Genomic DNA, 25,275 nt, shown 5'->3' on the forward strand with positions numbered 1-25,275 from the left:
GAAGGTCATGAGACCCGGACCGGCAAGGACTCGTAGCCCTTGACGAAGCTCGAATACACCCGCTTCGGCTCCCCGACAACTTCAATACGCTCGAAACGCTTGAGCATCTCCTCCCATACGATCCTCAGTTGCAATTCGGCCAAGCGCATCCCGACGCACCGATGGATACCGAAACCGAACGACAGGTGGATCCGGGCCCGGGCGCGGTCGATGATGAATTCCTCCGGCCGCTCGATCACCTCGTCGTCGCGATTGCCCGAAACGTACCACATCACCACGCGGTCGCCCTTGCGGATGGTCTTGCCGCCGAGCTCGGTGTCCTGGAGGGCGGTGCGGCGCATGTGCGCCAGCGGCGTCTGCCAGCGGATCACCTCGGGCACCATGGTGTCGATCAGCTTCGGGTTGGCCCGCAGCTTTTCGAATTCGTGCGGGTTCTCGTTCAGCGCCAGCACCGAGCCCGACATGGTGTTGCGGGTGGTGTCGTTGCCGCCGACGATCAGCAGCAGGATGTTGCCGATCAGGTTGTCGCGGTCCATCGTCCGGGTGGCGGCGTGATGCGCCATCATCGACAGCAGGTCGTTACGCGGCTCCGAGTTCACCCGCTCGTTCCACATCCGGGCGAAATACGCGGCGCATTCGTTCAGCTCGTCGCGGCGCTGCTGCTCGGATTCGACCACGCCGCTCTTCGGTAGCGCGGTGGCGACGTCGGACCAGCGCGTCAGCTTGCGGCGCTCGTCGAACGGAAAATCGAACAGCGTCGCCAGCATCTGCGTCGTCAGCTCGATCGAGACGCGGTCGACGAAGTTGAAGGTCTCGCCCCGCGGCAGGCCGTCCAGCACTTTCTGGGTCCGTCCGCGGATCAGCACCGCCAGTTCGTCCAGATGCTGCGGGGTGAACATCGGCGACACTGTCTTGCGCTGCGCCGAGTGCCGCGGCTCGTCCATAGCGATGAAGCTCGGCCAATCGTAACCGACCGGCGCGTCGCGGATCGAGATGCCGCCGCGCGTGGAGTCCGACGAGAAGATCTGGTGGTTGGTGTCGACATGCATGATGTCGTTGTACTTGGTGACGCTCCAATACGGCTCGATCGGCGCGTTGGTGCAGTAGTGCACGGGCTCTTCCTTGCGCAGCCGTTCGAACCACGGCCACAGCGTGTCGTCGCGGAAGTGCCGCGGGGCGCCGGGATGGAAATCCTTCAGCGGGGTCGCGTAGGCTTCCTCGCGTGCCGCCCGTAGCCGCGCCGCTTTTCCGGTCTCGATGGTGCCGTGCATCGTCGTCCTCCCTGGCCATGTCATGGACGCTCGCCGCGGGTGGGCGGCGGCGGTCGCGGTCGGATTTTCGGTCCCGCCATGGTTCGGTCCGGCGGGTTCGGCCGTCTGATCAGATCGTCAATAGGCGGCAGCGGTGGGGCGCTTTCGGGGAGCCTGACCGGCCGTTCGAACAAATTGATTTGACGGTAGAAAAGCGCTCCGCGCGCGACTTGCGTCGACAAGCTGGAGACCATGCTGCACCGCCCGACCATTGGAGCCTTCTCAGGCTCCCGGTGCCGTGACATGGTGCACGCAAACAACACACGGCGACGCTGCCAGGCGCCGCCGAGCGGAGCGAGCACCCAGCATGATTCCCAACGCGCAGAGCCTGTTCAACTTCGATCTCGGCGAGACCGCCGACGCGATCCGGGAGACCGTTCGCGACTTCGCCGCTAACGAGATCGCACCGCGCGCCGAAGCCATCGACAAGACCAACACGTTCCCGCGCGACCTGTGGCCGAAGCTCGGCGCGCTCGGCCTGCACGGCATCACCGTCGAGGAAGACTACGGCGGCGCCGGGCTCGGCTATCTCGAGCACTGCATCGCGATGGAGGAGATCTCCCGCGCCTCGGCCTCGGTTGGCCTGTCCTATGGCGCGCACTCCAACCTCTGCATCAATCAGCTCCGCCGCAACGGCAACGAAGCGCAGAAGCGCAAATATCTGCCGAAGCTGATCAGCGGCGAACACGTTGGCGCGCTGGCGATGAGCGAGCCGGGCGCCGGCTCCGACGTGGTGTCAATGAAGACCCGGGCCGAGAAGAAAGGCGACCGCTTCATCCTCAACGGCAACAAGATGTGGATCACCAACGGTCCGATCGCCGAGACGCTGGTGGTGTACGCCAAGACCGATCCGAACGCCGGGCCGCGCGGCATCACCGCGTTCCTGATCGAGAAGGGCTTCAAGGGTTTCTCAACGGCGCAGAAGCTCGACAAGCTCGGGATGCGTGGCTCCGACACCGGCGAACTGGTGTTCGAGGACTGCGAGGTGCCGGAGGAGAACGTGCTCGGCGAGGTCGGCCGCGGCGTCAATGTGCTGATGAGCGGGCTCGACTACGAGCGCGCGGTACTGGCCGCCGGCCCGGTCGGCATCATGCAGGCCTGCATGGACGTAGTGCTGCCCTACGTGCACGAGCGCAAGCAGTTCGGCGAGCCGATCGGCACCTTCCAATTGGTGCAGGGCAAGGTCGCCGACATGTACGTGACGATGAACGCCTCGCGCGCTTACGTCTATGCGGTGGCCAAGGCCTGCGACCGCGGCGAGACCACCCGCGAAGACGCCGCCGGCGCGATCCTGTACGCCGCCGAACGCGCCACGCAATGCGCGCTTGACGCGATCCAGCTGCTCGGCGGCAACGGTTACATCAACGACTATCCGACCGGCCGCCTGCTGCGCGACGCCAAGCTCTACGAAATCGGCGCCGGCACCAGCGAGATCCGCCGCATGCTGATCGGGCGCGAGCTGTTCACCAAGACGGCGTGAAGCGTCACGCGTTGCAAGGGCGCCATGTTGGCGCCCTTGCTTTGACATCTGTGCCCCCTATGGCTCCGCCCCTCGCTTGAAATCGGAGGGACAAAATGGACGCCAAGGAGGTCTCCGCGCATTGGGAGAGCAACGCCGAGACGTGGACGATGCTCTCGCGTGCCGGCCATGACCGATATCGCGATGCGCTGAATACGCCGGCTTTCCTCGCGATGTTGCCGACGGTCGCTGGACTCAAAGGGCTGGACCTTGGCTGCGGTGAAGGCACCAACACGCGCGCCGTCGCGCGGCTCGGCGCCTCGATGACCGGACTCGACATCGCCCCGACCTTTCTGCGTCATGCCCGGGACGCCGAGCGACGTGATCCGCTCGGCATCGACTACGTGCTGGGAGACGGCCTCACGCTGCCGTTCGCAGACGGCAGCTTCGATTTCGTGACGGCCTTCATGTCGATGATGGACATGGTCGACCAGGCGGCTGTGCTCCGCGAGGTGACGCGAATCCTGAAGCCGGGCGGCTTTCTGCAGTTTTCCATCCTGCATCCCTGCTTCGTGCCGCCGACACGCCGCAACATCCGCGATGAGCACGGCGTTCCAGTGGCCATCGAACTGGCCGATTACTTCGACGAGAGCGACGGCCGGGTTGAGCGGTGGTTGTTTTCCGGCCTCTCGCCGGAGCAGCAGGCCACGCTGACGCCGTTTGCGGTTCCGCGGTTTCACCGCACGCTGTCGACCTGGGTCGCGATGATCGTCGGGGCAGGGCTCAGGATCGAGGCGTTCGGCGAGCCGATGGCCTCGGAGGAGGTCGCTGCAGCCGAACCGATCGTCGCGGACACCCGGGTGGCCCCGATCTTTTTGCACGTGTTGGCGAAGCGCCCGATGACGCCTTAACGCGTCAGCCTGTTCACCTTGGCGACGTAGCTGCGAACGTCGGCGAGGACCTGGGGCAGCACGGCTTTGACTTCCGGCACGGTCATGCCGGGGCGGATCGCCGGGTGGTACAGGATGTTCAACAGGTACTGATCGTAGACGTCGAAATAGCCCTTCTGGACGTCGTCGTTGAACATCGTCCACGGCACCTTGTCGGTGTCGTTGATCGGGCCGAGCGACTGCAGCAGTTCCTCATAGGCGCAGTCGCGGAACACGAAGTCGCCGTTGTCGATGGTGAGGATGACGTCGGAGCGCTCGATCTCGTACCGGTCGTTCTTGCGGAAGCCGGATAGGCACTGCGGATCGAGGCTTTCGCGGATTTCCCGGGCGCGTTCCTCGCCGTAGAACGTCGCGATGGTCTTGCCGAGGTCGCGGTCGCGGACGAGGTGGACGGTGACGTTGGCCTCGTCCGGATTGTCGGTCATCGCGATGTCGAGATGCTCGACCCGGCCGGCGATGTCCGACACGATCCGGGCGAGCTCGGCGCGGCGATGCGCCTGACCGTCGCCTTCGGCATAGACCCGCACCGGGGCCTCGTATTTGCGAATCCGGTCGACCCGTCCCGCCATATGGAATTCGGCGCCGAACGCGGTGCGGAAGAAACCGTCGACGATCTGGCTGTCGGTGAAGTCGGTCTTCTCGCTGCGCTGGGTGGCGGAGAAGTCGGTCGCTTCGGCGGCGCCGGCCGGCGCCGTCGCAAGGAGCGTGATCGCGGCGGTGACCGCCGCGAGCGCAGGTCTAAGATGCCGAGCGCCGCAGTGCATCACGAAAGGCTGCCGCATTCCGGTCCGGCGCACAACCGGCAATTCGGCCGCAGCCGCCTGTGCACGCGGCCGATCGCCCGGCTGGCTTAGTTTTTCACCACCACCACGGTGCCGACCCGAACCCGGTCGTACAGGTCCTTGACGTCGTCATTGGTCATGCGGAAGCAGCCGGACGACACCGCCTGGCCGATGGTTTCCGGCTCGTTGGAGCCGTGAATCCGGTACAGCGTCGAGCCGAGATACATCGCCCGCGCGCCGAGCGGATTGTCCTCGCCGCCCGCCATGTAGCGCGGCAGGTCGGGGCGGCGGCGCAGCATCTGGGCCGGCGGCGTCCAGCCCGGCCATTCCTTCTTGGCGGTGATGCGGTGGGTGCCCGACCAACGGAAGCCGTCGCGGCCGACGCCGATGCCGTAGCGCAGCGCGGTGCCGTCGCCCTGGACCAGATACAGCCGGCGCTCGCGGGTGCTGATGACGATCGTGCCCGGGGCATAGTTGCCGTCGAACATCACGGTCTCGCGCGGGATCGGATTGGCGCTCGGGCCGGAGCGATAGAACGGTCCGAATCCCATCACCGAGCGCAGGTCGAGTTCTTGCGCCGAAGCGGCGGTCGGCAGGGCGGTGGCGATCGAGATCAGCGCGAGCGCGCTGGCGGCAAGTCGACGAACCATTCCGAAACCTCGCAATCTTCGTTTCGCTCCGAACTGGCCATAATCGCGGCGATTGCGCAAGCCGGCGGCTGTACGTCGGCGCACGCGTTCGCCGCAGTCCTGCCGCGCGCCGTCCCCCTTTGACGAAGCGATGGAACAATGATTGATCGGGCGCACAAATTGCAAATCGGGAGCGAAACTATGAATGGTGCCGAGAGTCTGGTGCGGACGCTGGTCAAGGGCGGCGTTGATGTCTGCTTCACCAACCCTGGCACGTCGGAAATGCACTTCGTCGCCGCGCTCGACCGGGTCGAGGGGATGCGCTGCGTGCTCGGCCTGTTCGAAGGTGTCGTCACCGGCGCCGCCGATGGTTACTATCGGATGAAGGGCACGCCGGCCTCGACGCTGCTGCATCTCGGCCCCGGCCTCGCCAACGGCCTTGCCAACCTGCACAACGCCAAGAAGGCGGCTTCCGGCATCGTCAACATCGTCGGCCAGCATGCCACCTACCACATCGACTACAACGCGCCGCTGACCTCGGACATCGAAGGCCTGGCGCGGCCGATGTCTGCCTGGGTCCGTACCTCGCCCGACGCCAAGTCGGTGGCGCGCGACGGCGCCGCCGCGATCGCCGCGGCCAAGAGCTCGCCGGCGCAGATCGCCACCCTGATCCTGCCGGCCGACACCGCCTGGAACGAAGCCGACGGCGTCGCCGACGTGCCGGAAGACAGCCAGCGCCCGACCTATTCGCCGCAGGCGGTGGAAGCCGCCGCGCGCGTGCTGCGCTCCGGCGAGCCGACCCTGCTGCTGCTGTCCGGCGCTGCGCTCACCGAGCATGGCCTGGAGCTGGCGCAGCGGATCGCCGGCAAGACCGGCTGCAAGGTGATGGGCCAGACCTACAACGCCCGGATGGCGCGCGGGCAGGGGCGCTACTGGATCGAGCGGATTCCCTATGTGGTCGATGCCGCGCTGCCGATCCTCAAGCAGTTCCGCCACATCGTGCTGGTCGAGGCGATGGATCCGGTGGCGTTCTTCGCCTATCCGGACAAGCCGAGCCTGCTGAAGCCGGAAGGCTGCGAGGCGCACCGCGTCACCGAGGTCGGCGAGAATTCGGTCGCGGCGCTGGAAGCGCTGGCCGGTGCGCTCGGCGCCAAGGCGAGCGACGCGGCGCCGCAGAAGCTGGTCGAGATCGCCAAGCCGACCGGCGCGCTGACGCTCGACAACATCGCCCAGGCGATCGCGATGGCGATCCCGGAGAATGGCATCGTGATCGATGAATCGATCACCACCGGCCGCGGCTTCTTCCCGCCGACGGCGGCCGCCGCGCCGCATGACTGGCTGCAGAACCTCGGCGGCTCGATCGGCTTCTCGCCGCCGGTCGCGGTCGGCGCCGCGGTGGCCTGCCCGGACCGCAAGGTGCTGTGCATGGTGGGCGACGGCAGCGCGATGTACACCCTGCAGGCGCTGTGGACCCAGGCGCGCGAGAACCTCGACGTCACCACCGTGGTGTTCGCCAACCGCAAGTATCAGATCCTGCGCGGCGAGTTCGACGGCGTCGGCGCCGGCAAGCCCGGCCAGCGCGCCGAGGACATGCTGACGCTGGACCGGCCGGACCTCGATTGGGTGGCGCTCGCCAAGGGCATGGGCGTCCCGGCGCGGAACGTGTCGACCGCCGACGAGTTCAACGCCGCGCTCGCCGCCGGCCTCGCCAGCGGCGGCCCGAACGTGATCGCGGTGCAGATGTAGCACCGCGCGCGGTCCCGCCACCCGCGCGTTCCCGTTTCGGACAGTTGTCGAACCGGTGGCCGGCAGCGTAGCCTGTCGGCCGCGGCCGGGCATGGCCGCGGGTGGAGCAGGCATGAAGCGCTACGTGATCTTTGCCGCGATCGGTCCGTTGATCGGCGGCTTGCTGCTGTTGTTCGCGACGACCTATCTGTCGGGTTATTGGGCGCATACCCATTTGACCGAAGTGAAGAAGTTCTTCGTCGTGTTGTTCAAGTCGCTGCAATACAGCTACCTGTTCGGCCTGCTGCCGGCGCTGATGATGGGAGCGATCGACGAGATCATCTGCCACATCCGCCGGGTCAGCCCCGGCGGCCGTGTGGTGATCGTCGGCGTGATCGGCTTCCTCTCCACCGCCGTGATGTACGGCAACCGCGGCGCCGATGCGGGCGTGCTGCAATTCGTGCTGTACGGCCTGGTCGGCCTGGTGCCGGCGACGCTGTCGTCTTGGCTTGCCAACAAGTTCTGCGCCCCCGTCACCGCCGAGGCCAAGCAAGCCTCGGTGTGACCGAGCAGGCTGTCAGTGAACTACTCCAGTAGGATGGGTTGAGCGCAGCGAACCCCATCATGCTGCCTGGCGGCTGCTGACGAGCTTGCAATAGGCGCAGCCTAATGATGACGGCGCGCACCCGCGCCGTCTCGAACGATCCGCGCTGGCGATGGTGTCTTGGCGGCTCAGCGGGCGGCCGCGGCAGCTTCGCCCCAGCCGCTCAGGCTTTCGATCGCATTGTCCTGCAGGGCGCCTTCGAGCTTGGCCTTCAGCTCGGCATGGCGCGCTCGCACCGCTGCCGCATGGTCGGTCGTCATACCGCTGTCGAAGGCGCGGACTAGCGGGCTGAGCAGCAGAAACTCCTCGGTCTCCTTCTGCGTCAGTCCGGCAATCACGGTGGCGCCGCGGGCGTCCTTGGTCAGCGCCCGGATCTGCTCCAGCCACTGCCGCAGCGAAGTCTCCTGCTCGAGCAACGCGTTGATCTTCTGATCGATGGTATGAGGCATGGACCGCTCCCTTCCCGACGATGGACAGACGCCATCTGCGATCGTCGCTAAACGAGCGTGCAGTGCGGCCGCATTGTGCCGGATCAATTGGTGCGGTGCGATGTTGTGCGGCGTTGTGGCGCGGCAGAGGGAAGCAGGCGGACGAGGAGACGATGAGCTCGCAGATGGGGCGAAGCTAGGTGACTGCGCTTGGCGCACGGTTCTGCGCACACAGTTAGCCGCTGCAGCAGCACCCCGTCATCGAGTTCGGTCAATCCGGTACATGTTTTATCGGCCGCGTTCGACCGTGATCAGTGCTCTGTCGCAATTGGCTAGATTGCTGCGGTAGGACTGCTCGGTTTTTTCGCAGCAACTAACGACTTCGCCGGCTCATTGCGCCGGGTGGTGCGCCTCATCGAGGATGCCGAACCGTATCTGTTTCCTGAGAAACGGACATAGTGGGTGATCCGAGTTGTTAGTTCGGATGGAATCGATCTTCCAATGTCATTATACTCCAGCCGATGGTTTGGGTGCATTAAGGACCCACTGCGTTTACTGAATTGGGAAGCTGATAATGAAAAAAGCGGTACTGCTTTCGGCTTTATCCATCGTCTGCTCGCATGCTGTCGCTGCTGATGATCGGCCTATGTCGGGTCTCGTGTTCAGCACGACGGAGTGGTCAAGCCTTCAATACGAATGCTCATTGCAAGGTGATGGGCAGATTTTTTGCTCGATGGCGCAGGCGTCGGTGTCGAGGACGTTTGATGGAAGAAGTCTAAAAGAGCAAATTGCAAAAGGGCTGGCGTCTCTGAAGACGGACAAGCCTATGAAGCCGGAAGAGTGCGACGGTTTAGACAAGATGGTCGCGATGGTCAAAAGCCCTCAGAGCGCTCCAGAGAGGGCCGCCAAAGAAATCATGGCCATGGATCCGATGCAGAAGAATGACATACTCAAGTCGCTGTCAGCTGCGGTTGAATTCTGCCGCGCTCCAAGCGCTGAGACAATGACGAAGCTCGTCTCTGTCAATTTTGAGAAGGATTCCAGGACCTGTAACGTCAGTGCCCACCAGTTCACAATGGTGTTCAAGAAGGTTGATGACAACGCGTGGGCGTCGAACGTGGGGCCAAGCGGACCGTGCGGCGTTGTAACCATTGCACGACTAGAGCGCGAGCCTGGTGAAAAACTCTTCTGGAACTACGTCCAGAGAAAAGTAGTAACAAATCCGAACGCCACGGCAATCGGCGCAATGAAATGCTCCGAACTCGATGAGCAGGAGTATCGCTACAGTTGGAGGTCTCGCGAGATCTACGCCAAATGCGACTACGTGAAGTTAGGATTGTTCTAGTTCGCATAATACAGGGAGTGAATCAGCCACCTTGATGGCGTTAGCGCCGCACAGCGGCGCTCGGGATGCGCCAACAACGGGTGAGTGATGAAGGGTTGCCACGCAGCTAGGTCATCGGCACCCGGGACAGGCAGAGGCCCACGCCGATTCCATCCCGACTACTTGAAGGATGCAGCTGGAGGGTTAGACAAACTCGTGCGCGCCAGTTGCTTGCCGCTGCCCGAACAGGAAGAACTTAGGGCAAGGCGAAATGGTAAAGACTTTCAGAGGGAAAATGGTGGGCGCACAAGGGATCGAACCTTGGACCTCTCCCGTGTGAAGGGAACGCTCTCCCGCTGAGCTATGCGCCCGGGACCGGTTGGGGACAGGGGCCGCGAAGCGGCCGGTCGAACCACCGTAGAGGCGCGATTTACGAAGTGCGGGGCGGGGGTGTCAAGCGGCAACACCCGGCTTTGGCAGATTTGCCCAGATCGTCGCAGGGCGCGGCGCGGTTCAGCCGGTCTGGCGCGCGCGCGAGGCGTGGGATTGCAGCGCGCGGATGCGGTCGGCGAGCGTGCCGCCGGCCACCACCGGCGTGACGCCGGCGCTCTTGGTACCGTTGGCGGCCTTGGTGCCCTTCGCGGGCTTGGCCGGCGCCGGCGCGGTCAGCATCGCCTGGATCGGCGAATCCGGACCTTCCAGCGTGATCGCCAGCTTGGCGACCTCGGCGGCGATGTCGTTGATCCGCTCGCGCAGCAGCGCGTTCTCCATCCGCTCGGTTTCCCACGAGCTTTCCGCCTGCTGCTTCAGCGCCACCAGCTCGCGCTGCGCCTTGGCGCGTTCGTCGCGGGCCTGGGTCAGCTGGTCTTCGAGCGCGGCCTTGTCCTTGCGGATGCGGGCGAGGTCCGGCGACTTGCTGCTGGTGGCGTCGAGCTCGTTGCGCAGCTCGCCGACGGTGCGCAGCGCAGCCTCGTTGGCGGCGCGGAGCTGGTTGTTCTCGAATTCGCGTTCGGCCAGCAGCTTGCTCTGGGCGGCGAGGCGCTCTTCCAGCTCGTGGACGCGGCCGCCGAGCAGCTCGGCTTCCTTCACCTGCAGCAGCAATTGCCGGTCGAGCTCACCGACGCGCAGGCTCAGCGCCTCGACGCGGCCGCGGGCTTCGTCCAGCTCACGCGTGGTGGAGGCAGATTCGCCGCGCTGCGCTTCGAGCCGGCTGCGGGTCGCGGCAAACTCCTTCTCGGCTTCACCGACCCGCGCCTGCAGCTCCTCGATCTTGGTGTGCAGCGCCACCAGTTCGACCTGCCGGGTGTCGGCCAGGGTGGAGCGCTCGTTGAGCTCGGCGTTGATGCGGGCGAGTTCGGCCTGCTTGTCGGCCAGTGCACTCTCGGCGCTGCGCAGCTCCTCGGTTTTGGCGGCGAAGTCCTGCTCGGTGCTGCGAAGCTGTTCCTGTACCGCCTTTTCGCGCGCTTCGAGCGTCTCGATCGCGGCGTTCTTCTCGGCGAGTTCGAGCTTGAGGCGATTGATCGCGTCGGTCTTCTTGCCGATCTCGGCGAACTGACTGGTGGTCTTGTTCTTGAGCTGGTCGACGCTCATCTCCAGCCGCCGCGCCGACATCGCGAATTCGGCCCGGAGCTGGTCCTTGTCGGCCTGGATCTCCGCCATCGACAGCGGCGTCGCCGCTTCCAGCCGCTTCGTCGTCAGCCGCACCGCGCGATTATGCACCAGCGGTGCCAGCATCAGCGCGAGCAGCATCGCGACCAGAAAGCCGATCGCCAGATACATGATCTGTTCGACCATCGATGTCTCCCACACGCGCTTTGGCAAGGCGCGCGCGTTCCGCGGAGCTTGGCGCGGAGCGCGTCGGCGCGAATTCGGACGATGAACCGTTGATGGCGCGGGCGAACGTCGCCGTCCAGCCGCAAATCCATTTGCGGCACAATGCCATAAGCCGGCGCCTTCGCGCCAGTGCATTGCGGCGTTAACGTGAATCGGTAGCCGGTTACGCGCTCTGGCTGTAGGCCGCGCAGGCGGCCTGGATCAGAACGGATTCCAGGTCGCCGAGGGGGTGAACTTCAGGTAGCCGATATTGGCGCCGAGCCGCAGGCCGATGCCGGACTGGATCGGCACCAGCACGATGCCGTTGGCAGTCAGCGCGGTCATGCCGAAGCCGCCGACCACATAGGCCGAGCCGTCGATGCCGCCGAACCGCTGATAGATCGCGTTGGTGGAGGGCAGGTTGTAAACCAGCGTCATGGTGCGGGCGCCGTTGCCGCCCCAGTCGAAGCCGACCGACGGGCCCTGCCAGTACACTTTCAGGTCGCCGGCGTTCTTGGTGTAGAGCGTGCCTTCGCCGTAGCGTAGGCCGGCCACGAAGGCGCCCGAGCCTTCCTCGCCGAGCACATAGCCGTTGGGCAGGCCCCACTGGCTGACCGCGCGCTCGATCACCGAGGCGAGGCCGCGCGAGACGTTGCCGAAGAAGCGGTGGCCGGCGCCGACCAGTTCGTCCGGCCCATAGGTGTTCGGGCCGGCGGGAGACTTCGGTGGCAATGGCTGTTGCTGCGCCACAGCCGGCACATTCAGGGCCGCCAGCGCAACAAAGGCCAGCGCGGCGCGACGCGTCACGAAGCTCATGCAATTCACCCCTGGGTCTTCAAATCCCTTGCGCCGCTTTAACCGGATGCTGACGGGCATCCTGTAGCGACGTTTGTCCCCGACTCGGAACGTTATCGGCAGCAACTATGACGGCACAGCGGCAGGAACGGAACCGGATGCGCCTTCGAATCGCCTTGATCGGACTGCTCGGCCTCGTTGCCGTCTGCAGTTCTGCGCCCACGACCGTGCTCGCCGGTACGACCGAGCGCCTCGTGGTCGATCGCACCACCGGTCTTGCGATCGATGGCTTCGATCCGGTGGCGTATTTCACCGATCATCAGGCGCGGCAAGGCCAATCCGAGTTCGAGGCCTCCGCAAAAGGCGCGGTCTGGCGGTTCTGCAACGACGACAACCGCAAGTTCTTTCTCGCCCGGCCGGATATCTACGGCCCGCAGTTCGGCGGCTACGATCCGGTCGCGGTGGCGCGCGGCGTGCCGCTGGCCGGCAACGCGCTGATCTGGCTGATCAGCGGCCAGCGGCTGTATCTGTTCGACCGCGAGGAAAACCGCGACGCCTTCGCGGCTAGTCCGGAGCGCTATCTCCACGACGCCCGCGAGCGCTGGCCGGGACTGTTGGCGACGCTCGCCGAATAGCTTCAACGTTAGCTGCCGTTGCGATCGCCCCAGGCGATGAACTCCGGCACGATGAAGTTCGGCCGCGGTTCGTCGAACCGCAGCGGTGCGCCGGTCCGGTCGGTCACCTTGCCGCCCGCGGCGATCGCGATCGCGGCGCCGGCCGCGATGTCCCATTCACAGATCGATGCCAGCCGCGGGTAGATGTCGGCCTTGCCCTCGGCGATCCAGCAGAATTTCAACGACGATCCCAGCGTCGTGTGCACGGCGCCGGGGCGGGCGTCGATGAAGGCGACGGTGGCGGCATCGAGATGCGACCGGCTGACCGTGGCGATCCACGGCTCGCCCGGCTGCGGCAGCGCCCGGGTGCGGATCGGGGTGGCGGTGAAGCTGATCCCGTCAGCGGCGACCGTCAGCCGTTCGGCGCCATGGCCGACCGCGCCGCGCCAGGCGATCCCCTGAGCCGGCGCGCCGACGATGCCGAGCACCGGCAGGCCATCGCACACCAGCGCCAGGTTGACGGTGAATTCGTCGCGGCCGGCGATGTACTCCTTGGTCCCGTCGAGCGGATCGACCACGAAGAAACTCCCTAATGTCGGCCGCCCCTTGCTGCAGCATTCCTCCGACAGCACCGGGACGTGCGGCGCGATCTTCGCCAGCCCCTCGGCGATCACCCGGTCGGCGGCGAGATCGGCGGGCGTCACCGGCGAGCCGTCGGGCTTCTGGGTGACCTTGGCGTCACGGGGGATCGCCATGATCGCCGCACCGGCGCGCAGCACCAGCTCGGTGAGCGGCTCGAGCAGAGTTGCGGCGTGCGCGGAGGAAACGATGGCGGGCTGGTCGAACGCGGCAGTCATCAAGCTGTGTCATCCTCCGTCGGTGGTCCTGTTCGTGCCGGACCGTTGTGTTGGCACTGCCTGCGGCCGCAGTGTATCAAGCCATTAACCAAGGCTGATTCGTCTTGCGAGCGGTTTTCCGAGGAACAGACTGATGTCCGACACCCAATCTCCCGCTGTGCAGGCTCCCGCACCCGACGCGCTGGAGCTCGCGGCGCTGCTGTGTTCGCGGGTGTGCCACGATCTCATCAGCCCGGTCGGTGCGATCGTCAATGGCCTGGAAGTGCTCGACGACAGCTCCAAACAGGAAGATCGCGATTTCGCGCTCGAATTGATTCGAAAGAGCGCCAAAACTGCATCGGCCCGGCTGCAGTTCTGCCGGCTGGCGTTCGGTGCGGCCGGTTCGGCCGGCGCGCAGATCGATCTCGGCGACGCGCAGAACATGGCGCGCGGTCACCTCGAAGACGACAAGACCAAGCTGGCGTGGAATCTGCCGCGGCTGCTGCTCGCCAAGAACCGCGTCAAGCTGCTGCTCAACATGCTGGTGATTGCTCAGCAGACGATTCCGCGCGGTGGTACGCTGACGGTCGATCCGATCGGCGAGGGCGACAATTTGTCGTTCCGCATCGTTGCGGCTGGTATTAATGCCCGCACGCCGCACAACATCGTCGATCTGCTCAACGGGACGCAGAGCGGCCCGATCGAGTCGCACGGCGTGCAGCCGTACTACACGCGGCTGCTCGCGCAGGCCTGCGGATTGACCGTGTCACTTGCGCCGGAAGGCGACACCATGGTGGTAACTGCGTCCTGAGAGGCGCAGTGATATAGTGAAGATTGTATTGACGCTCAGCCTCGGGATCGTACGAAGGTCCTAACTATTTGAACTTCCGCCGCATCGTCCCGCGGCCTGCAACCAATATTAAACGCTTTCCGCACACAGTGGCCGCATTAGTCGGGCATTGGCGACGGTCGCGTGCCCGCGTGCAGTGAAGGCCACGCGTATGGACGATCTTCTTCGTGAGTTTTTGACGGAGACCTTCGAGAGCCTGGATACGGTTGACAACCAGTTGGTCCGGTTTGAGCAGGAGCCGAACAACGCGAAGATATTGGACAATATTTTTCGTCTTGTTCACACCATCAAGGGGACGTGCGGGTTTCTAGGATTGCCGCGGCTTGAAGCGCTTGCGCACGCGGCCGAGACCCTGATGGGCAAATTCCGGGACGGGATGCCGGTGACGGGAGAGGCGGTGACGCTGATCCTGACCACGATCGACCGGATCAAGGACATTCTGACCCAGCTGGAGGCGACCCAGGCCGAGCCCGAGGGTGAGGACGGCGACCTGATCGGGGAGTTGGAGCGGCTGTCGATGCGCTCGCCGGAGGAGATCGCGGCCGAGCTCGGCGGCACGGCGCCGGTGGACGTCGCCGAGGTTGCTGTGGCCGAAGTTGCAGCTGCTGCCGAAGCTGTTGCGGCCGACGCCAATTCGACCGAAGGCACCCTGGTGGCGCAGACGCTGGAGCGTCCGCTGCGGCCGGGCGAAGTGTCGCTGGATGAGCTGGAGCGCGCCTTCCGCGAGACCGAGATCGAGATGGCTTCCCCGCCGCTGCAGCCGGCCGTGAGCGAGGCTCCGGCGGCCGTGGCCGAGGTGGTTGCACAGCCTGAGCCGAAGCCGGCCAAGCCCGCCAAACCCGCCGCCAAGCCGGCGGCGAAGAAGTCCGGCGGCGAAGGCGAGGGCGCGGCGGAAGGTGGTGCCGCCGGCGGCGTCGCCAACCAGTCGATCCGGGTCAACGTCGATACCCTCGAACATCTGATGACGATGGTGTCGGAGCTGGTGCTGACCCGTAACCAGCTGCTGGAGATCAGCCGGCGCCACGAGGACAACGAGTTCAAGGTGCCGCTGCAGCGCCTCTCCACAGTCACGGCCGAGCTGCAGGACGGGGTGATGAAGACCCGGATGCAGCCGATCGGCAACGCCTGGCAGAAGCTGCCGCGCATCGTCCGGGATCTGGCCGCTGAACTCGGCAAGCACATCGAGCTGGAGATGCACGGTGCCGACACCGAGCTCGACCGCCAGGTGCTCGACCTGATCAAGGACCCGCTCACCCACATGGTGCGCAACTCCGCCGACCACGGGCTGGAGAAGCCCGAGGACCGGGCGCGCGCCGGCAAGCCCGAGCAGGGCACCATCCGCCTGTCCGCCTATCACGAGGGCGGCCATATCGTGATCTGCATCGCCGACAACGGCCGCGGGCTGGACACCGAACGGATCAAGGCCAAGGCCTTGGCCAACGGTCTGGTCACCGAGGCCGAACTCGAGAAGATGACCGAGGCGCAGATCCACAAGTTCATCTTCGCGCCGGGCTTCTCGACCGCTGCCGCCGTCACCTCGGTGTCCGGCCGCGGCGTCGGCATGGACGTGGTGCGGACCAATATCGACCAGATCGGCGGCACGATTGAAGTGAAGTCGGTCGCCGGCGAAGGCTCGGCGATCACCATCAAGATCCCGCTGACCCTGGCGATCGTCTCGGCCCTGATCGTGGAGGCCGGCGGTGACCGGTTTGCGATCCCGCAGCTGGCGGTGGTCGAACTGGTGCGGGCGCGGGCCAACTCCGAGCACCGCATCGAGCGGATCAAGGACACGCCCGTTCTTCGTCTACGCGACAAGCTGCTGCCGCTGATCCATCTGAAGAAGCTGCTCGGCATCGACGAGGGCGCCAATAGCGAGCCGGAGAACGGCTTCATCGTTGTGACCCAGGTCGGCAGCCAGACCTTCGGCATCGTGGTCGACGGCGTGTTCCACACCGAAGAAATCGTCGTCAAGCCGATGTCGACCAAGCTGCGGCACATCGGGATGTTCTCGGGCAACACCATCCTGGGCGACGGCGCGGTGATCATGATCGTCGATCCGAACGGGATCGCGCAGGCGCTCGGCACCGCGGTGTCGGCGCAGCACGACATCTCCGATCAGGCGGCGGCGAGCCGCAACGCCTCGGCCGAACAGCTCACCTCGCTGTTGGTGTTCCGCGCCGGCTCGAGCCAGCCCAAGGCGGTGCCGCTGTCGCTGGTGACGCGCCTGGAAGAGATCGCCTCCGACAAGATCGAGAAGTCGAACGGCCGCTACATGGTGCAGTACCGCGACCAGCTGATGCCCTTGGTGCTGATGGAAGGCGTCGATGTCGCCACAAGCGGCGTGCAGCCGATCCTGGTGTTCGCCGACGAGGACCGCTCGATGGGCCTTGTGGTCGACGAGATCGTCGACATCGTCGAGGAGCATCTGCACATCCAGGTCGGCTCCAGCCGCGACGGCATTCTCGGCTCTGCGGTGATCAAGGGCCAGGCCACCGAAGTGATCGACGTCGCGCACTTCTTGCCGATGGCGTTCTCCGACTGGCTGGCGCGCAAGGAGATGCGGCAGACGATGACCACCCGCTCGGTGCTGCTGGTCGATGACAGTGCGTTCTTCCGCAACATGCTGGGTCCGGTGCTGAAGGCGGCGGGCTACAAGGTGCGGGTTGCGACCTCGGCGGTCGAGGGCCTCGCGGTGCTGCGCTCGGGTGCACAGTTCGACGTGATCCTGACCGACATCGAGATGCCGGAGATGAACGGCTTCGAGTTCGCCGAGGCGATCCGCTCCGACACCAAGATGTCGAGCCTGCCGGTGATCGCGCTGAGCTCGCTGGTGTCGCCGGCGGCGATCGAGCGCGGCCGCCAGGCCGGTCTGACCGACTACATCGCCAAGTTCGACCGTCCCGGCCTGATCGCGGCGCTGAAGGAGCAGACCACGATGCATGCGACGCCCGAAGTGCTGGAGCAGGCGGCATGAGCGAGACCAGGAAGGACACCCCCGCGATGAGCCGCACCATCGACGCGATCAGCGGCAACACCACCCAGTTCGCCACCGCGATGATCGGCGGGCAGCTGTTCGGGCTGCCGATCAGCCGGGTGCAGGACGTGTTCATGCCGGAACGGCTGACCCGGGTGCCGCTGGCGCCGGACGATGTCGCCGGCGTTCTCAACCTGCGCGGCCGGATCGTCACCGCGATCGACATGCGGGCCCGGCTCGGCCTGCCCAAGAACCAGGACGGCAAGCCGCCGATGGCGATGGGCGTCGACCTGCGCGGCGAATCCTACGGCCTTCTGATCGACTCCATCGGCGAAGTGCTGACCCTGCCGGACGAGGGCCGCGAGACCAACCCGGTCAACCTCGATCCCCGCATGGCCTCCTTCGCCAACGGCGTCCACCGCCTCGACGGACAGCTCATGGTCGTCCTCGACGTCGACAAAGTGCTCGAAATCGCAACTCAACGTATGGCTGCATAACGTCTGGACTGATTGCGGCGCAATCGCAGGAACTGCCCATCCGGGCGTGAACTGATAGAGGCAGAAAATGAAGACATGTCTGGTGGTCGACGACTCGAGCGTCATCCGGAAGGTCGCGCGGCGCATCCTTGAAGGTCTCGACTTCGAGATCGTCGAAGCTGAAGACGGCGAGAAGGCGCTCGAAGCCTGCAAGCACGGGCTGCCCGATGCCGTTCTGCTCGATTGGAACATGCCGGTGATGGATGGCTACGAGTTCCTGCGCAACCTGCGCCGGATGCCCGGTGGCGACGCGCCGAAGGTGGTGTTCTGCACCACCGAGAACGACGTCGCGCACATCGCGCGGGCGCTGCATGCCGGCGCCAACGAGTACATCATGAAGCCGTTCGACAAAGACATCGTCACGGCGAAGTTTCAGGAAGTCGGCCTGATCTGACGGGGGTCGGACGGCCGGTTTTGACGCCGCGGTGTGGGACGCGGTGGGGAGTGGAAGTATGCGTTGCGTCGGTGTTCTATGAGCGTAGCTTTGGCAGGTAGTCCCGCTACGAATTCGGCGCAATATGAGCCGTTGCGCGTGATGATCGTTGACGACTCGGTCGTCATCCGCGGTTTGATCTCCAGATGGGTCGAGGCCGAGCCTGACATGGTGGTCGCAGCATCGCTGCGCACCGGGCTCGACGCCGTCAATCAGCTCGAACGGGTCCGCCCCGACGTTGCGGTGCTCGACATCGAAATGCCCGAACTCGATGGCATTTCGGCGCTGCCGCAGTTGCTCGCCAAGAAGCGCGACCTGGTCGTGATCATGGCGTCGACGCTGACCCGCCGCAACGCGGAGATCAGCTTCAAGGCGCTGTCGCTCGGCGCCGCCGATTACATCCCGAAGCCGGAAACTACCCGCGAGCCGCAGGCCGCCGATATCTTCAAGCACGATCTGCTGCAGAAGATCCGGTCGCTCGGCGGCCGGGTTCGCCGCCGCGCTGTGCCCGGAGTTGCTGCGCCGGCGATCGCGCGCGATCCGCATCCGGCTCCGGTGCCGCATCCCGCCGTGGCCACGCCGACCGTTGCCAGCCAGGCTGCGCTGGTGAAGCGTTCGTTCGGTCCGACCGCGCCGCGCGTTCTGCTGATCGGCTCGTCGACCGGTGGCCCGCAGGCGCTGATGTCGATGGTGGCCGATATCGGCCCGGTGATCGATCGTTTCCCGGTGCTGATCACCCAGCATATGCCGCCGACCTTCACGACCATTCTGGCCGAGCACTTGGCGCGCGCCAGCCGCCGTCCGGCGCATGAAGGTATCGAAGGCGAAGCGATCAAGCCCGGCAACATCTATCTCGCCCCCGGCGGCAAGCACATGCGTGTCGCCAAGCAGGGCGGCAATCCGGTAATCGCGCTCGACGATGGTCCGCCGGTGAACTTCTGCAAGCCTGCGGTCGATCCGTTGTTCATGTCCGCGATCGAAGTGTGGCAGAGCGGCATTCTCGCCGTGGTGCTGACCGGCATGGGTTCGGATGGCATGCGCGGCGGCAAGGACATCGTCGCGGCCGGCGGCAGCGTGATCGCGCAGGACGAAGCCTCCAGCGTGGTGTGGGGCATGCCTGGTGCGGTCGCCAATGCCGGCGTCTGCGCCGCGGTGCTGCCGCTCAATCAGATTGGTCCGAAAGTGGTGCGCCTGTTCGCAGGAGACCGCTCGTGAACCCACAGGATTACGATTTCCTCCGCAAGCTCCTGAAGGAGCGTTCCGGGCTCGATCTGTCGGCCGACAAACAATATTTGGTCGAGAGCCGACTGCTGCCGCTGGCGCGTCGGCTCAGCCTCGGGGGCATCAGCGACCTGGTGCAGAAGATGAAGGGGATGGGCGCAGAGTCGCTGATCTCCGACGTCGTCGAGGCGATGACCACCAACGAAACATTCTTCTTCCGCGACAAGGTGCCGTTCGATCACCTGCGTGAGGAGATGCTGCCGGCGCTGCTGCAGGCGCGCGCGGCGCGGCGATCGCTGCGGATCTGGTGCGCGGCGTCGTCGACCGGCCAGGAGCCGTATTCGATCGCGATGACCCTGAAAGAGCTTGGCCCGGCTGTGGCCGGCTGGCGGTTCGAGATCATCGCCACCGATCTGTCGCCGCAGGTTCTGGAGAAATCCAAGTCGGGCCTGTTCAGCCAGTTCGAAGTCCAGCGCGGGCTGCCGATCCAGCTGTTGGTGAAGTACTTCAAGCAGGCCGGCGAGGTGTGGGAGCTCAGCCCCGAGATCCGCGCCATGGTGCAGCATCGTCAGCTCAACCTGCTGCACGACTTCTCGTCGCTTGGCACCTTCGACATCGTGTTCTGCCGCAACGTGCTGATCTATTTCGATCAGACCACCAAGGTCGCCATTCTGGAGCGGATCGCCAAGCGGCTCGAGCCGGACGGCTATCTGACCCTCGGCGCCGCCGAGACCGTGGTGGGTTTGACCGACGCGTTCAAGCCGCACAATTCGCGCCGCGGCGTGTATCTGCCGAACCTGAAGTCGGCGCCGTCGATCGTCCCGGCATTCCCCGCGACCTCCGCCCTCAGCAGCCTGCGCGCCGGCTGAGGCACGGAGCCTTCGGCTCTTTAGCCGGATCACTGCTCCACACCCTTCGTCATCCGGGGCGCTCGCATCAGCGCGCGAGCCCGGAATCCCGAGATTGTTGTGCAAGCTGCCCAAGTCGTCCCCGCGTCAGATTGCTGGTACGCGCCGATGGGCGCACCCCGCAATGACTGAGGCGAGGGGAGTTGGCGGGGACAGAGCGGCATCCCAAAAACAAAAACCCCGCCATTTGCGGCGGGGTCAAGGACCACTCGGAAGGAGAGCGCCCGAGGGCGCTCTTGGTAGAACCGGTTAGGCCGGGATGCGGACGTCGTCCTCGGACGGTTCGCGCAGCACGTAGCCGCGGCCCCAGACCGTCTCGATGAAGTTGCGGCCGTCGGAAGCGTTGGCGAGCTTCTTGCGCAGCTTGCAGATGAAGACGTCGATGATCTTCAGTTCCGGCTCGTCCATGCCACCGTAGAGGTGGTTCAGGAACATTTCCTTGGTCAGCGTGGTGCCCTTCCGCAGGGAGAGCAGCTCCAGCATCTGATATTCCTTGCCGGTCAGATGCACGCGCTGGCCGCCGACTTCGACGGTCTTGGTGTCGAGATTGACGACGAGATCGCCGGTCTGGATCACCGACTGCGCGTGACCCTTCGAGCGGCGGACGATCGCGTGGATGCGCGCGACCAGCTCGTCCTTGTGGAACGGCTTGGTCATGTAGTCGTCGGCACCGACGCCCAGACCCTTCACCTTGTCCTCGATGCCGGCGAGACCGGACAGGATCAGGATCGGGGTTTTGATCTTGGAGACGCGAAGCTGCTTGAGAACGTCATAACCGGACATGTCCGGCAGGTTCAGATCAAGCAGGATGATGTCGTAGTCGTACAGCTTGCCGAGGTCGACGCCTTCTTCACCGAGATCCGTCGTGTAGACATTGAAACTCTCGGATTTGAGCATCAATTCGATCGACTGCGCAGTCGCGCTGTCATCTTCAATCAGCAATACGCGCATGCCAGTCCCCTCTAAGCGCCGCTACGGGCGTCAGGCGTCCGCACACTTGCGGCACTGGAAACGCCTTTGAAGAACTGATTCGGATCCTGACGAGGAATGGTTAACAAAAACTGATTCGGCTCCGCAAGGTCCTGTCGTGCAATTTTTCTCGAATCGCACTAAGGTGTTGCGGGAAAGCAGCTTTTTGTCGGCCGGCCCCTTCAAGTTCCACTTTAAGAGTCGGCGTCAACCGACTCTTGCGACTCACCCTTCATTCTGAGGGGCAAGCGTGCTCAGCTACCAAAGACAGTGACGCAATGATTAACGATGCGGGTAAACACGAAGTTAAGGCGACAGGCCCCGCGTCGATGAACTTAAGAGTTTCGCAATGAAGGCCTTGGCGGAACAGATCGGCGACATCGACAGCGTCAATACCTATGGACGCGTCGTCGGCGTGCGCGGTCTGATGGTCGAGATCGCCGGGCCGATTCACGCGATGAGCGTTGGCGCACGCATCGTTGTCGAAACCGGCGCCAACCGTGCGATCCCGTGCGAAGTGATCGGCTTCACCGGTAACAACGCCATCGTCATGCCGTTCGCAGGACTTGAAGGCGTGCGCCGCGGCTGCCGTGCGATCATCGCGAACGCTGCCGCTCAGGTGCGACCGTCGCCGCATTGGCTCGGCCGCGTTGTTAACGCTTTGGGCGAACCGATCGACGGCAAGGGGCCGCTGGTACAAGGTCCGTCGCCGATGCCGTTCCGCAATCAGCCGCCGCCGGCGCATTCGCGCAAGCGCGTCGGCATGCCGCTCGATCTCGGCGTGCGTGCACTCAACACCTTTCTCACCTGCTGCCGTGGGCAGCGCATGGGTATTTTCGCCGGTTCCGGCGTTGGTAAGTCCGTGCTGCTGTCGATGCTTGCTCGCAACGTCGATGCCGCGGTGTCGGTGATCGGGCTGATCGGCGAACGCGGCCGTGAGGTGCAAGAGTTCCTGCAGGATGACCTCGGCGAGGAAGGTCTCGCGCGTTCCGTGGTTGTGGTCGCGACGTCGGACGAGCCAGCGCTGATGCGGCGGCAGGCGGCGTATCTGACGTTGGCGATCGCCGAATACTTCCGCGACAACGACAAGGACGTGCTGTGCCTGATGGACTCGGTCACGCGTTTTGCGATGGCGCAGCGTGAGATCGGGCTGTCGGCCGGCGAGCCGCCGACCGCCAAAGGCTACACGCCGACAGTGTTCACCGAACTGCCGAAGCTGCTCGAACGCGCCGGGCCCGGGCTGGGCGAAGGCACCATCACCGGCATCTTCACCGTGCTGGTCGACGGCGACGATCACAACGAGCCGGTCGCCGACGCGGTGCGCGGCATTCTCGATGGCCACATTGTGATGCAGCGCTCGATTGCCGAGCGCGGCCGCTATCCGGCCATCAACGTGCTGAAGTCGGTGTCTCGAACCATGCCGAAATCGGCCGATCCGGTTTATCTGCCGATGATCAAGCGTGCGCGACAGATCATGGCGACCTACGCCGACATGGAAGAGCTGATCCGGCTCGGCGCCTATCGCCCCGGCTCGAGCGCAGAGGTCGATGAGGCGGTGCGGCTGCACGAGCCGCTGGAGGATTTCCTCCGCCAAGGCAAGGACGAGGCGACCAGCTTGCAGTCAGGATATGCCCAACTGGAGCAGATCCTGAGTAATTCGGAAACGGAACGCTAACTTTGTCCGGCCATCATGCTTGGCACGTCAATCGATTTGCCGGGTGGCCCTGTCGTGACCATCCGGCGATGTCCCGCGTTGAACTGGGACTTCTGGGGAGTACGAGTCGATGAAGTCACGCGAAACGCTGATCCGTCTGAAGAAATTTCAGGTCGACGAGCGGCGCAGACGGGTTGCCCAGATCGAAGCGATGATCGCGGATTTCGAGCGGATGTCGTCCGATCTGGAGCGCGAAATCGTCACCGAGCAGGAACGCGCGGGGATCACGGACCCCAGCCACTTCGCTTATCCGACCTATGCCAAAGCGGCGATTCAGCGCCGCGAAAACCTGACCCGCTCTGCCGACGAGCTGCGGGTGCAGCTCGAAGAAGCCCGCGGCCAGCTGTCCGAGGCGTTCGACGAGATGAAGAAGGTCGAATTGCTCGACGAGCGCGACCAGGCGCGCGAACGCGCCGAGGAAAGCGCCCGCGAACAGGCGGATCTCGACAGCATCGGCCTGATGCGTGCACGGCTCGGTGGGGCGGGCGCCGTCGCCTGACCTTCCACAACTTTGCGTCGAAACAGCCCGGGCCCTCGGTCCGGGCTTTCGTTTGCGGTATCCACAGCCTATGCAGTGGCGTGGTGGAACACTGCGTTGCACGATATGCTGCTGTGGTTCGGGCCGTTCGGCCGGACGGGGGGCGTGGCCGCAACGGCCATGGTGAGGTCTCGGAATGCTGTCGCCGGCTGAGTTGGTTTCGCTGATCGCCGCGGTCGCTGAGCGCGACCAGGACGCGTTCCAGCGACTCTACGATGCGACGCGGGCGAAACTGTTCGGCGTCGTGCTTCGTATCTTGCGGCGACAGGATCTCGCCGAAGAAGTCATTCAGGACGCCTACGTCAAGATCTGGAACAACGCTGCGCAGTTCGATTCCAAGGTGGCTTCGCCGATCACCTGGATGGCGTCGATCGCGCGCAACCGGGCGATCGACGTCGCACGCAAGCGCGGCGAAGTCTCGATCGAGGAGGAGCCGTCCGCCAATGACGTCGCGGCGGAGACGCCCGACCCGCTGGCGCGCCGGGAGATGACCGAGGAGCTGAAGCGGCTTCTGGAGTGCATCGGCCGTTTGGAGCCCGAACGGCAGAAACTGGTTCTGCTGGCGTACTACAACGGCTGGAGCCGTGAGCAGCTCGGCGCCAAGTTCGGCGCTCCGGCCAACACGATCAAGACCTGGCTGCGCCGCAGCCTGCTCGATGTTCGGGGGTGTTTGGGACTGACCTGATGGCCCACAGCGAAGACCATAGCGCGCTCGCCGCGGAATACGCACTCGGCACGCTCGACGCCGCCGAATGGGCGGAAGCCGAGGCGCTGATACGCAGCGATGCGGAGTTCGCCGCGCTGGTCAAAGCGTGGGAGCTGAAGCTCGGCGCGCTTAATCAGATGGTCGGGCTGGTCGAGCCGCGCGGCGAGGTATGGGATCGGATCAAGGCGGCGATCGCCGCCGAGTCACAGCGCGCGGTGCCGCCGCCGGCTGCGCCGCCGATCGGTGACGTCGCCAGTGCCGGGGTGCTTGGCGCGCCGGGAGATCCGATCTTGCCGCGCCCTGCCAACGACACCGGTCCCGCACCCGTCAGCGAGTCGACCGAACTCAGCCCGGAATCCAAACGCGTCGTGCACTTCGCCAAGCGCGCCTACGTCTGGCGCGGCGTTGCGATGCTGTCGAGTGCGATCGCAGCGTCGCTGCTGTTGGTGGTCGGCGCGCAGGTGTATCAGCCGGACCTGTTGCCGGATGCGGTTCGTCCGCCGATCCGCACCCAGATCGTCAAGGTCGAAACGCCGCCGCCAGCGGTGCCGGCGCAATACGTCGCCGTGCTGCAGAAGGACGGCAATGCGCCGGCCTTCATCCTCACCGTCGATGCCGGAACCAAGACTTTCACGGTGCGCCGGGTTGCAGCGTCGCCGGAGCCGGGCAAGAGTTACGAACTCTGGATCGTCTCCGACAAGCTGCAGAAGCCGCGCTCGCTCGGCGTGATCGGCAACCGCGATTTCACCGTCAATCCGGTGCTGTCGTCGTACGATCCCGACCTGGTAAGCAAAGCAACCTACGCGGTGACGGTCGAGCCCGAAGGCGGCTCGCCGACCGGCGTCGCCACTGGCCCGATCGTGTTCACCGGCAAGCTGGTGGAAAGCGTGCCGCCGGAGCCGATCCGAAACACGCCACGGCAGTAATCGACTGGTCCATGCGGAGACGACGCGTTGCGCCTCGTCACCTCAGGTTCTGCCCAATCTGATTATTTCGAAGCGTTCTGCGACAGCGCGCGGACAAAAGCTGAAAAGCTCGACCAACCGCGCGACCAACTTCATCGCACAAAAGAAAAACGCCCGTGGGGAGCGGGCGTTTTCCTTTGGGTCTCCACTTGGGGTGAGTGGGACCTCCTCAGCTCACGCGTCAGCCAGGGGG

At 65.0% G+C, this 25,275-nt stretch carries 24 protein-coding genes and 1 tRNA gene; 16 read left to right on the plus strand and 9 right to left on the minus strand.

All coding sequences use genetic code 11. From position 1 onward, the window contains the following. Window positions 1-5 precede the first annotated feature (5 nt). The gene (locus RPPS3_RS08045) at window positions 6-1,271 is read right to left on the minus strand and encodes a cytochrome P450 (protein WP_107343610.1); all 1,266 of its coding nucleotides are present in this window, start codon (window positions 1,269-1,271) and stop codon (window positions 6-8) included. A 346-nt stretch (window positions 1,272-1,617) separates the two neighbouring features. Here RPPS3_RS08045 and RPPS3_RS08050 point away from each other — a divergent pair, with 346 nt between their 5' ends. Further along, window positions 1,618-2,790, plus strand: a complete 1,173-nt coding sequence (locus tag RPPS3_RS08050) for an isovaleryl-CoA dehydrogenase (RefSeq protein ID WP_107343611.1) — start codon at window positions 1,618-1,620, stop codon at window positions 2,788-2,790. 95 nt (window positions 2,791-2,885) lie between these two features. Continuing rightward, complete coding sequence (locus RPPS3_RS08055) at window positions 2,886-3,680, plus strand: class I SAM-dependent methyltransferase (RefSeq protein WP_107343612.1); 795 nt, start codon at window positions 2,886-2,888, stop codon at window positions 3,678-3,680. On the opposite strand, the gene RPPS3_RS08060 is transcribed toward RPPS3_RS08055, so the two are convergent. Both RPPS3_RS08060 and RPPS3_RS08065 read right to left on the minus strand, forming a co-directional pair. Then, entirely contained in the window at window positions 3,677-4,501 is an 825-nt protein-coding gene (locus RPPS3_RS08060; protein ID WP_234820141.1) for a DUF2927 domain-containing protein, read from the minus strand. The two genes, RPPS3_RS08055 and RPPS3_RS08060, sit on opposite strands and share 4 nt — an antisense overlap. 68 nt (window positions 4,502-4,569) lie before the next feature. Further along, window positions 4,570-5,151: a L,D-transpeptidase gene (locus RPPS3_RS08065; protein WP_107343613.1), complete on the minus strand. Its 582-nt coding sequence runs from the start codon at window positions 5,149-5,151 to the stop codon at window positions 4,570-4,572. 180 nt (window positions 5,152-5,331) lie between these two features. On the opposite strand from RPPS3_RS08065, the gene RPPS3_RS08070 reads away from it, so the two are divergent. Continuing rightward, on the plus strand, window positions 5,332-6,876 hold the full coding sequence (locus RPPS3_RS08070) for an acetolactate synthase large subunit (RefSeq protein ID WP_107343614.1): 1,545 nt from the start codon (window positions 5,332-5,334) through the stop codon (window positions 6,874-6,876). A gap of 112 nt (window positions 6,877-6,988) precedes the next feature. Further along, window positions 6,989-7,420 (plus strand): DUF5413 family protein, encoded by a 432-nt coding sequence (locus tag RPPS3_RS08075; RefSeq protein ID WP_107343615.1) that lies wholly within the window; start codon window positions 6,989-6,991, stop codon window positions 7,418-7,420. A gap of 167 nt (window positions 7,421-7,587) precedes the next feature. Here the strand turns inward: RPPS3_RS08075 and RPPS3_RS08080 are convergent, their stop codons facing one another. Continuing rightward, window positions 7,588-7,908 carry a hypothetical protein gene (locus RPPS3_RS08080; protein ID WP_107343616.1) on the minus strand — a complete coding sequence of 107 codons (321 nt, stop codon included), beginning with the start codon at window positions 7,906-7,908 and terminating at the stop codon, window positions 7,588-7,590. A gap of 553 nt (window positions 7,909-8,461) precedes the next feature. On the opposite strand from RPPS3_RS08080, the gene RPPS3_RS08085 reads away from it, so the two are divergent. Continuing rightward, window positions 8,462-9,232: a hypothetical protein gene (locus tag RPPS3_RS08085; protein WP_159060656.1), complete on the plus strand. Its 771-nt coding sequence runs from the start codon at window positions 8,462-8,464 to the stop codon at window positions 9,230-9,232. 275 nt (window positions 9,233-9,507) lie between these two features. Here the strand turns inward: RPPS3_RS08085 and RPPS3_RS08090 are convergent. From RPPS3_RS08090 to RPPS3_RS08100, 3 genes are all read right to left on the minus strand, one after another. Further along, window positions 9,508-9,582, minus strand: a tRNA-Val gene (locus RPPS3_RS08090). A 142-nt stretch (window positions 9,583-9,724) separates the two neighbouring features. Continuing rightward, the gene (locus RPPS3_RS08095) at window positions 9,725-11,005 is read right to left on the minus strand and encodes a hypothetical protein (RefSeq protein WP_107343618.1); all 1,281 of its coding nucleotides are present in this window, start codon (window positions 11,003-11,005) and stop codon (window positions 9,725-9,727) included. A gap of 240 nt (window positions 11,006-11,245) precedes the next feature. Next, complete coding sequence (locus RPPS3_RS08100) at window positions 11,246-11,839, minus strand: DUF1134 domain-containing protein (protein ID WP_107343619.1); 594 nt, start codon at window positions 11,837-11,839, stop codon at window positions 11,246-11,248. 107 nt (window positions 11,840-11,946) lie between these two features. Here RPPS3_RS08100 and RPPS3_RS08105 point away from each other — a divergent pair, with 107 nt between their 5' ends. Then, a complete protein-coding gene (locus RPPS3_RS08105) occupies window positions 11,947-12,453 on the plus strand; it encodes a YHS domain-containing (seleno)protein (protein ID WP_107343620.1) in 507 nt (168 codons plus the stop codon). Window positions 12,454-12,461: 8 nt separating this feature from the next. Here the strand turns inward: RPPS3_RS08105 and RPPS3_RS08110 are convergent, their stop codons facing one another. After that, on the minus strand, window positions 12,462-13,289 hold the full coding sequence (locus tag RPPS3_RS08110) for a 3'(2'),5'-bisphosphate nucleotidase CysQ family protein (RefSeq protein ID WP_107343621.1): 828 nt from the start codon (window positions 13,287-13,289) through the stop codon (window positions 12,462-12,464). A gap of 133 nt (window positions 13,290-13,422) precedes the next feature. On the opposite strand from RPPS3_RS08110, the gene chpT reads away from it, so the two are divergent. The 6 genes from chpT to RPPS3_RS08140 all read left to right on the plus strand — a co-directional run bounded on the left by chpT (window position 13,423) and on the right by RPPS3_RS08140 (window position 20,151). Then, the gene (chpT, locus tag RPPS3_RS08115; RefSeq protein ID WP_107343622.1) at window positions 13,423-14,079 is read left to right on the plus strand and encodes a histidine phosphotransferase ChpT; all 657 of its coding nucleotides are present in this window, start codon (window positions 13,423-13,425) and stop codon (window positions 14,077-14,079) included. A 190-nt stretch (window positions 14,080-14,269) separates the two neighbouring features. Next, entirely contained in the window at window positions 14,270-17,092 is a 2,823-nt protein-coding gene (locus RPPS3_RS08120) for a hybrid sensor histidine kinase/response regulator (RefSeq protein ID WP_107343659.1), read from the plus strand. A 26-nt stretch (window positions 17,093-17,118) separates the two neighbouring features. After that, the gene (locus RPPS3_RS08125) at window positions 17,119-17,589 is read left to right on the plus strand and encodes a chemotaxis protein CheW (protein ID WP_174270123.1); all 471 of its coding nucleotides are present in this window, start codon (window positions 17,119-17,121) and stop codon (window positions 17,587-17,589) included. A 67-nt stretch (window positions 17,590-17,656) separates the two neighbouring features. Next, window positions 17,657-18,022 (plus strand): response regulator, encoded by a 366-nt coding sequence (locus tag RPPS3_RS08130; RefSeq protein ID WP_011157188.1) that lies wholly within the window; start codon window positions 17,657-17,659, stop codon window positions 18,020-18,022. A 78-nt stretch (window positions 18,023-18,100) separates the two neighbouring features. After that, complete coding sequence (locus RPPS3_RS08135) at window positions 18,101-19,276, plus strand: protein-glutamate methylesterase/protein-glutamine glutaminase (RefSeq protein WP_107343623.1); 1,176 nt, start codon at window positions 18,101-18,103, stop codon at window positions 19,274-19,276. After that, on the plus strand, window positions 19,273-20,151 hold the full coding sequence (locus tag RPPS3_RS08140; protein WP_107343624.1) for a CheR family methyltransferase: 879 nt from the start codon (window positions 19,273-19,275) through the stop codon (window positions 20,149-20,151). Before RPPS3_RS08135 ends, RPPS3_RS08140 begins: the two co-directional genes overlap by 4 nt. A gap of 288 nt (window positions 20,152-20,439) precedes the next feature. Here the strand turns inward: RPPS3_RS08140 and ctrA are convergent, their stop codons facing one another. After that, the gene (gene ctrA / locus RPPS3_RS08145) at window positions 20,440-21,141 is read right to left on the minus strand and encodes a response regulator transcription factor CtrA (protein ID WP_011157191.1); all 702 of its coding nucleotides are present in this window, start codon (window positions 21,139-21,141) and stop codon (window positions 20,440-20,442) included. A 367-nt stretch (window positions 21,142-21,508) separates the two neighbouring features. Between ctrA and fliI the strand changes: the two genes are divergently transcribed. From fliI to RPPS3_RS08165, 4 genes are all read left to right on the plus strand, one after another. Next, complete coding sequence (gene fliI / locus RPPS3_RS08150; protein ID WP_107343625.1) at window positions 21,509-22,834, plus strand: flagellar protein export ATPase FliI; 1,326 nt, start codon at window positions 21,509-21,511, stop codon at window positions 22,832-22,834. A 109-nt stretch (window positions 22,835-22,943) separates the two neighbouring features. Continuing rightward, window positions 22,944-23,372, plus strand: coding sequence for a flagellar export protein FliJ (gene fliJ, locus RPPS3_RS08155; protein ID WP_011157193.1), 429 nt, complete (start codon window positions 22,944-22,946; stop codon window positions 23,370-23,372). 175 nt (window positions 23,373-23,547) lie between these two features. Then, window positions 23,548-24,096, plus strand: coding sequence for a sigma-70 family RNA polymerase sigma factor (locus RPPS3_RS08160; RefSeq protein WP_107343626.1), 549 nt, complete (start codon window positions 23,548-23,550; stop codon window positions 24,094-24,096). Then, window positions 24,096-25,043: an anti-sigma factor gene (locus RPPS3_RS08165; protein ID WP_107343627.1), complete on the plus strand. Its 948-nt coding sequence runs from the start codon at window positions 24,096-24,098 to the stop codon at window positions 25,041-25,043. Before RPPS3_RS08160 ends, RPPS3_RS08165 begins: the two co-directional genes overlap by 1 nt. Window positions 25,044-25,275: the final 232 nt, after the last annotated feature.

Source organism: Rhodopseudomonas palustris (assembly GCF_003031265.1).
GTDB lineage: Bacteria > Pseudomonadota > Alphaproteobacteria > Rhizobiales > Xanthobacteraceae > Rhodopseudomonas > Rhodopseudomonas palustris_H.

What these genes read in the sequence shown, in the direction of transcription:
- RPPS3_RS08045 (WP_107343610.1), bottom strand. Translation starts at nt 1,271, where the DNA reads ATGCACGGCACCATCGAGACCGGAAAAGCGGCGCGGCTACGGGCGGCA.
- RPPS3_RS08050 (WP_107343611.1), top strand. Translation starts at nt 1,618, where the DNA reads ATGATTCCCAACGCGCAGAGCCTGTTCAACTTCGATCTCGGCGAGACC.
- RPPS3_RS08055 (WP_107343612.1), top strand. Translation starts at nt 2,886, where the DNA reads ATGGACGCCAAGGAGGTCTCCGCGCATTGGGAGAGCAACGCCGAGACG.
- RPPS3_RS08060 (WP_234820141.1), bottom strand. Translation starts at nt 4,501, where the DNA reads ATGCGGCAGCCTTTCGTGATGCACTGCGGCGCTCGGCATCTTAGACCT.
- RPPS3_RS08065 (WP_107343613.1), bottom strand. Translation starts at nt 5,151, where the DNA reads ATGGTTCGTCGACTTGCCGCCAGCGCGCTCGCGCTGATCTCGATCGCC.
- RPPS3_RS08070 (WP_107343614.1), top strand. Translation starts at nt 5,332, where the DNA reads ATGAATGGTGCCGAGAGTCTGGTGCGGACGCTGGTCAAGGGCGGCGTT.
- RPPS3_RS08075 (WP_107343615.1), top strand. Translation starts at nt 6,989, where the DNA reads ATGAAGCGCTACGTGATCTTTGCCGCGATCGGTCCGTTGATCGGCGGC.
- RPPS3_RS08080 (WP_107343616.1), bottom strand. Translation starts at nt 7,908, where the DNA reads ATGCCTCATACCATCGATCAGAAGATCAACGCGTTGCTCGAGCAGGAG.
- RPPS3_RS08085 (WP_159060656.1), top strand. Translation starts at nt 8,462, where the DNA reads ATGAAAAAAGCGGTACTGCTTTCGGCTTTATCCATCGTCTGCTCGCAT.
- RPPS3_RS08095 (WP_107343618.1), bottom strand. Translation starts at nt 11,005, where the DNA reads ATGGTCGAACAGATCATGTATCTGGCGATCGGCTTTCTGGTCGCGATG.
- RPPS3_RS08100 (WP_107343619.1), bottom strand. Translation starts at nt 11,839, where the DNA reads ATGAGCTTCGTGACGCGTCGCGCCGCGCTGGCCTTTGTTGCGCTGGCG.
- RPPS3_RS08105 (WP_107343620.1), top strand. Translation starts at nt 11,947, where the DNA reads ATGACGGCACAGCGGCAGGAACGGAACCGGATGCGCCTTCGAATCGCC.
- RPPS3_RS08110 (WP_107343621.1), bottom strand. Translation starts at nt 13,289, where the DNA reads ATGACTGCCGCGTTCGACCAGCCCGCCATCGTTTCCTCCGCGCACGCC.
- chpT (WP_107343622.1), top strand. Translation starts at nt 13,423, where the DNA reads ATGTCCGACACCCAATCTCCCGCTGTGCAGGCTCCCGCACCCGACGCG.
- RPPS3_RS08120 (WP_107343659.1), top strand. Translation starts at nt 14,270, where the DNA reads ATGGACGATCTTCTTCGTGAGTTTTTGACGGAGACCTTCGAGAGCCTG.
- RPPS3_RS08125 (WP_174270123.1), top strand. Translation starts at nt 17,119, where the DNA reads ATGAGCCGCACCATCGACGCGATCAGCGGCAACACCACCCAGTTCGCC.
- RPPS3_RS08130 (WP_011157188.1), top strand. Translation starts at nt 17,657, where the DNA reads ATGAAGACATGTCTGGTGGTCGACGACTCGAGCGTCATCCGGAAGGTC.
- RPPS3_RS08135 (WP_107343623.1), top strand. Translation starts at nt 18,101, where the DNA reads ATGAGCGTAGCTTTGGCAGGTAGTCCCGCTACGAATTCGGCGCAATAT.
- ctrA (WP_011157191.1), bottom strand. Translation starts at nt 21,141, where the DNA reads ATGCGCGTATTGCTGATTGAAGATGACAGCGCGACTGCGCAGTCGATC.
- fliI (WP_107343625.1), top strand. Translation starts at nt 21,509, where the DNA reads ATGAAGGCCTTGGCGGAACAGATCGGCGACATCGACAGCGTCAATACC.
- fliJ (WP_011157193.1), top strand. Translation starts at nt 22,944, where the DNA reads ATGAAGTCACGCGAAACGCTGATCCGTCTGAAGAAATTTCAGGTCGAC.
- RPPS3_RS08160 (WP_107343626.1), top strand. Translation starts at nt 23,548, where the DNA reads ATGCTGTCGCCGGCTGAGTTGGTTTCGCTGATCGCCGCGGTCGCTGAG.
- RPPS3_RS08165 (WP_107343627.1), top strand. Translation starts at nt 24,096, where the DNA reads ATGGCCCACAGCGAAGACCATAGCGCGCTCGCCGCGGAATACGCACTC.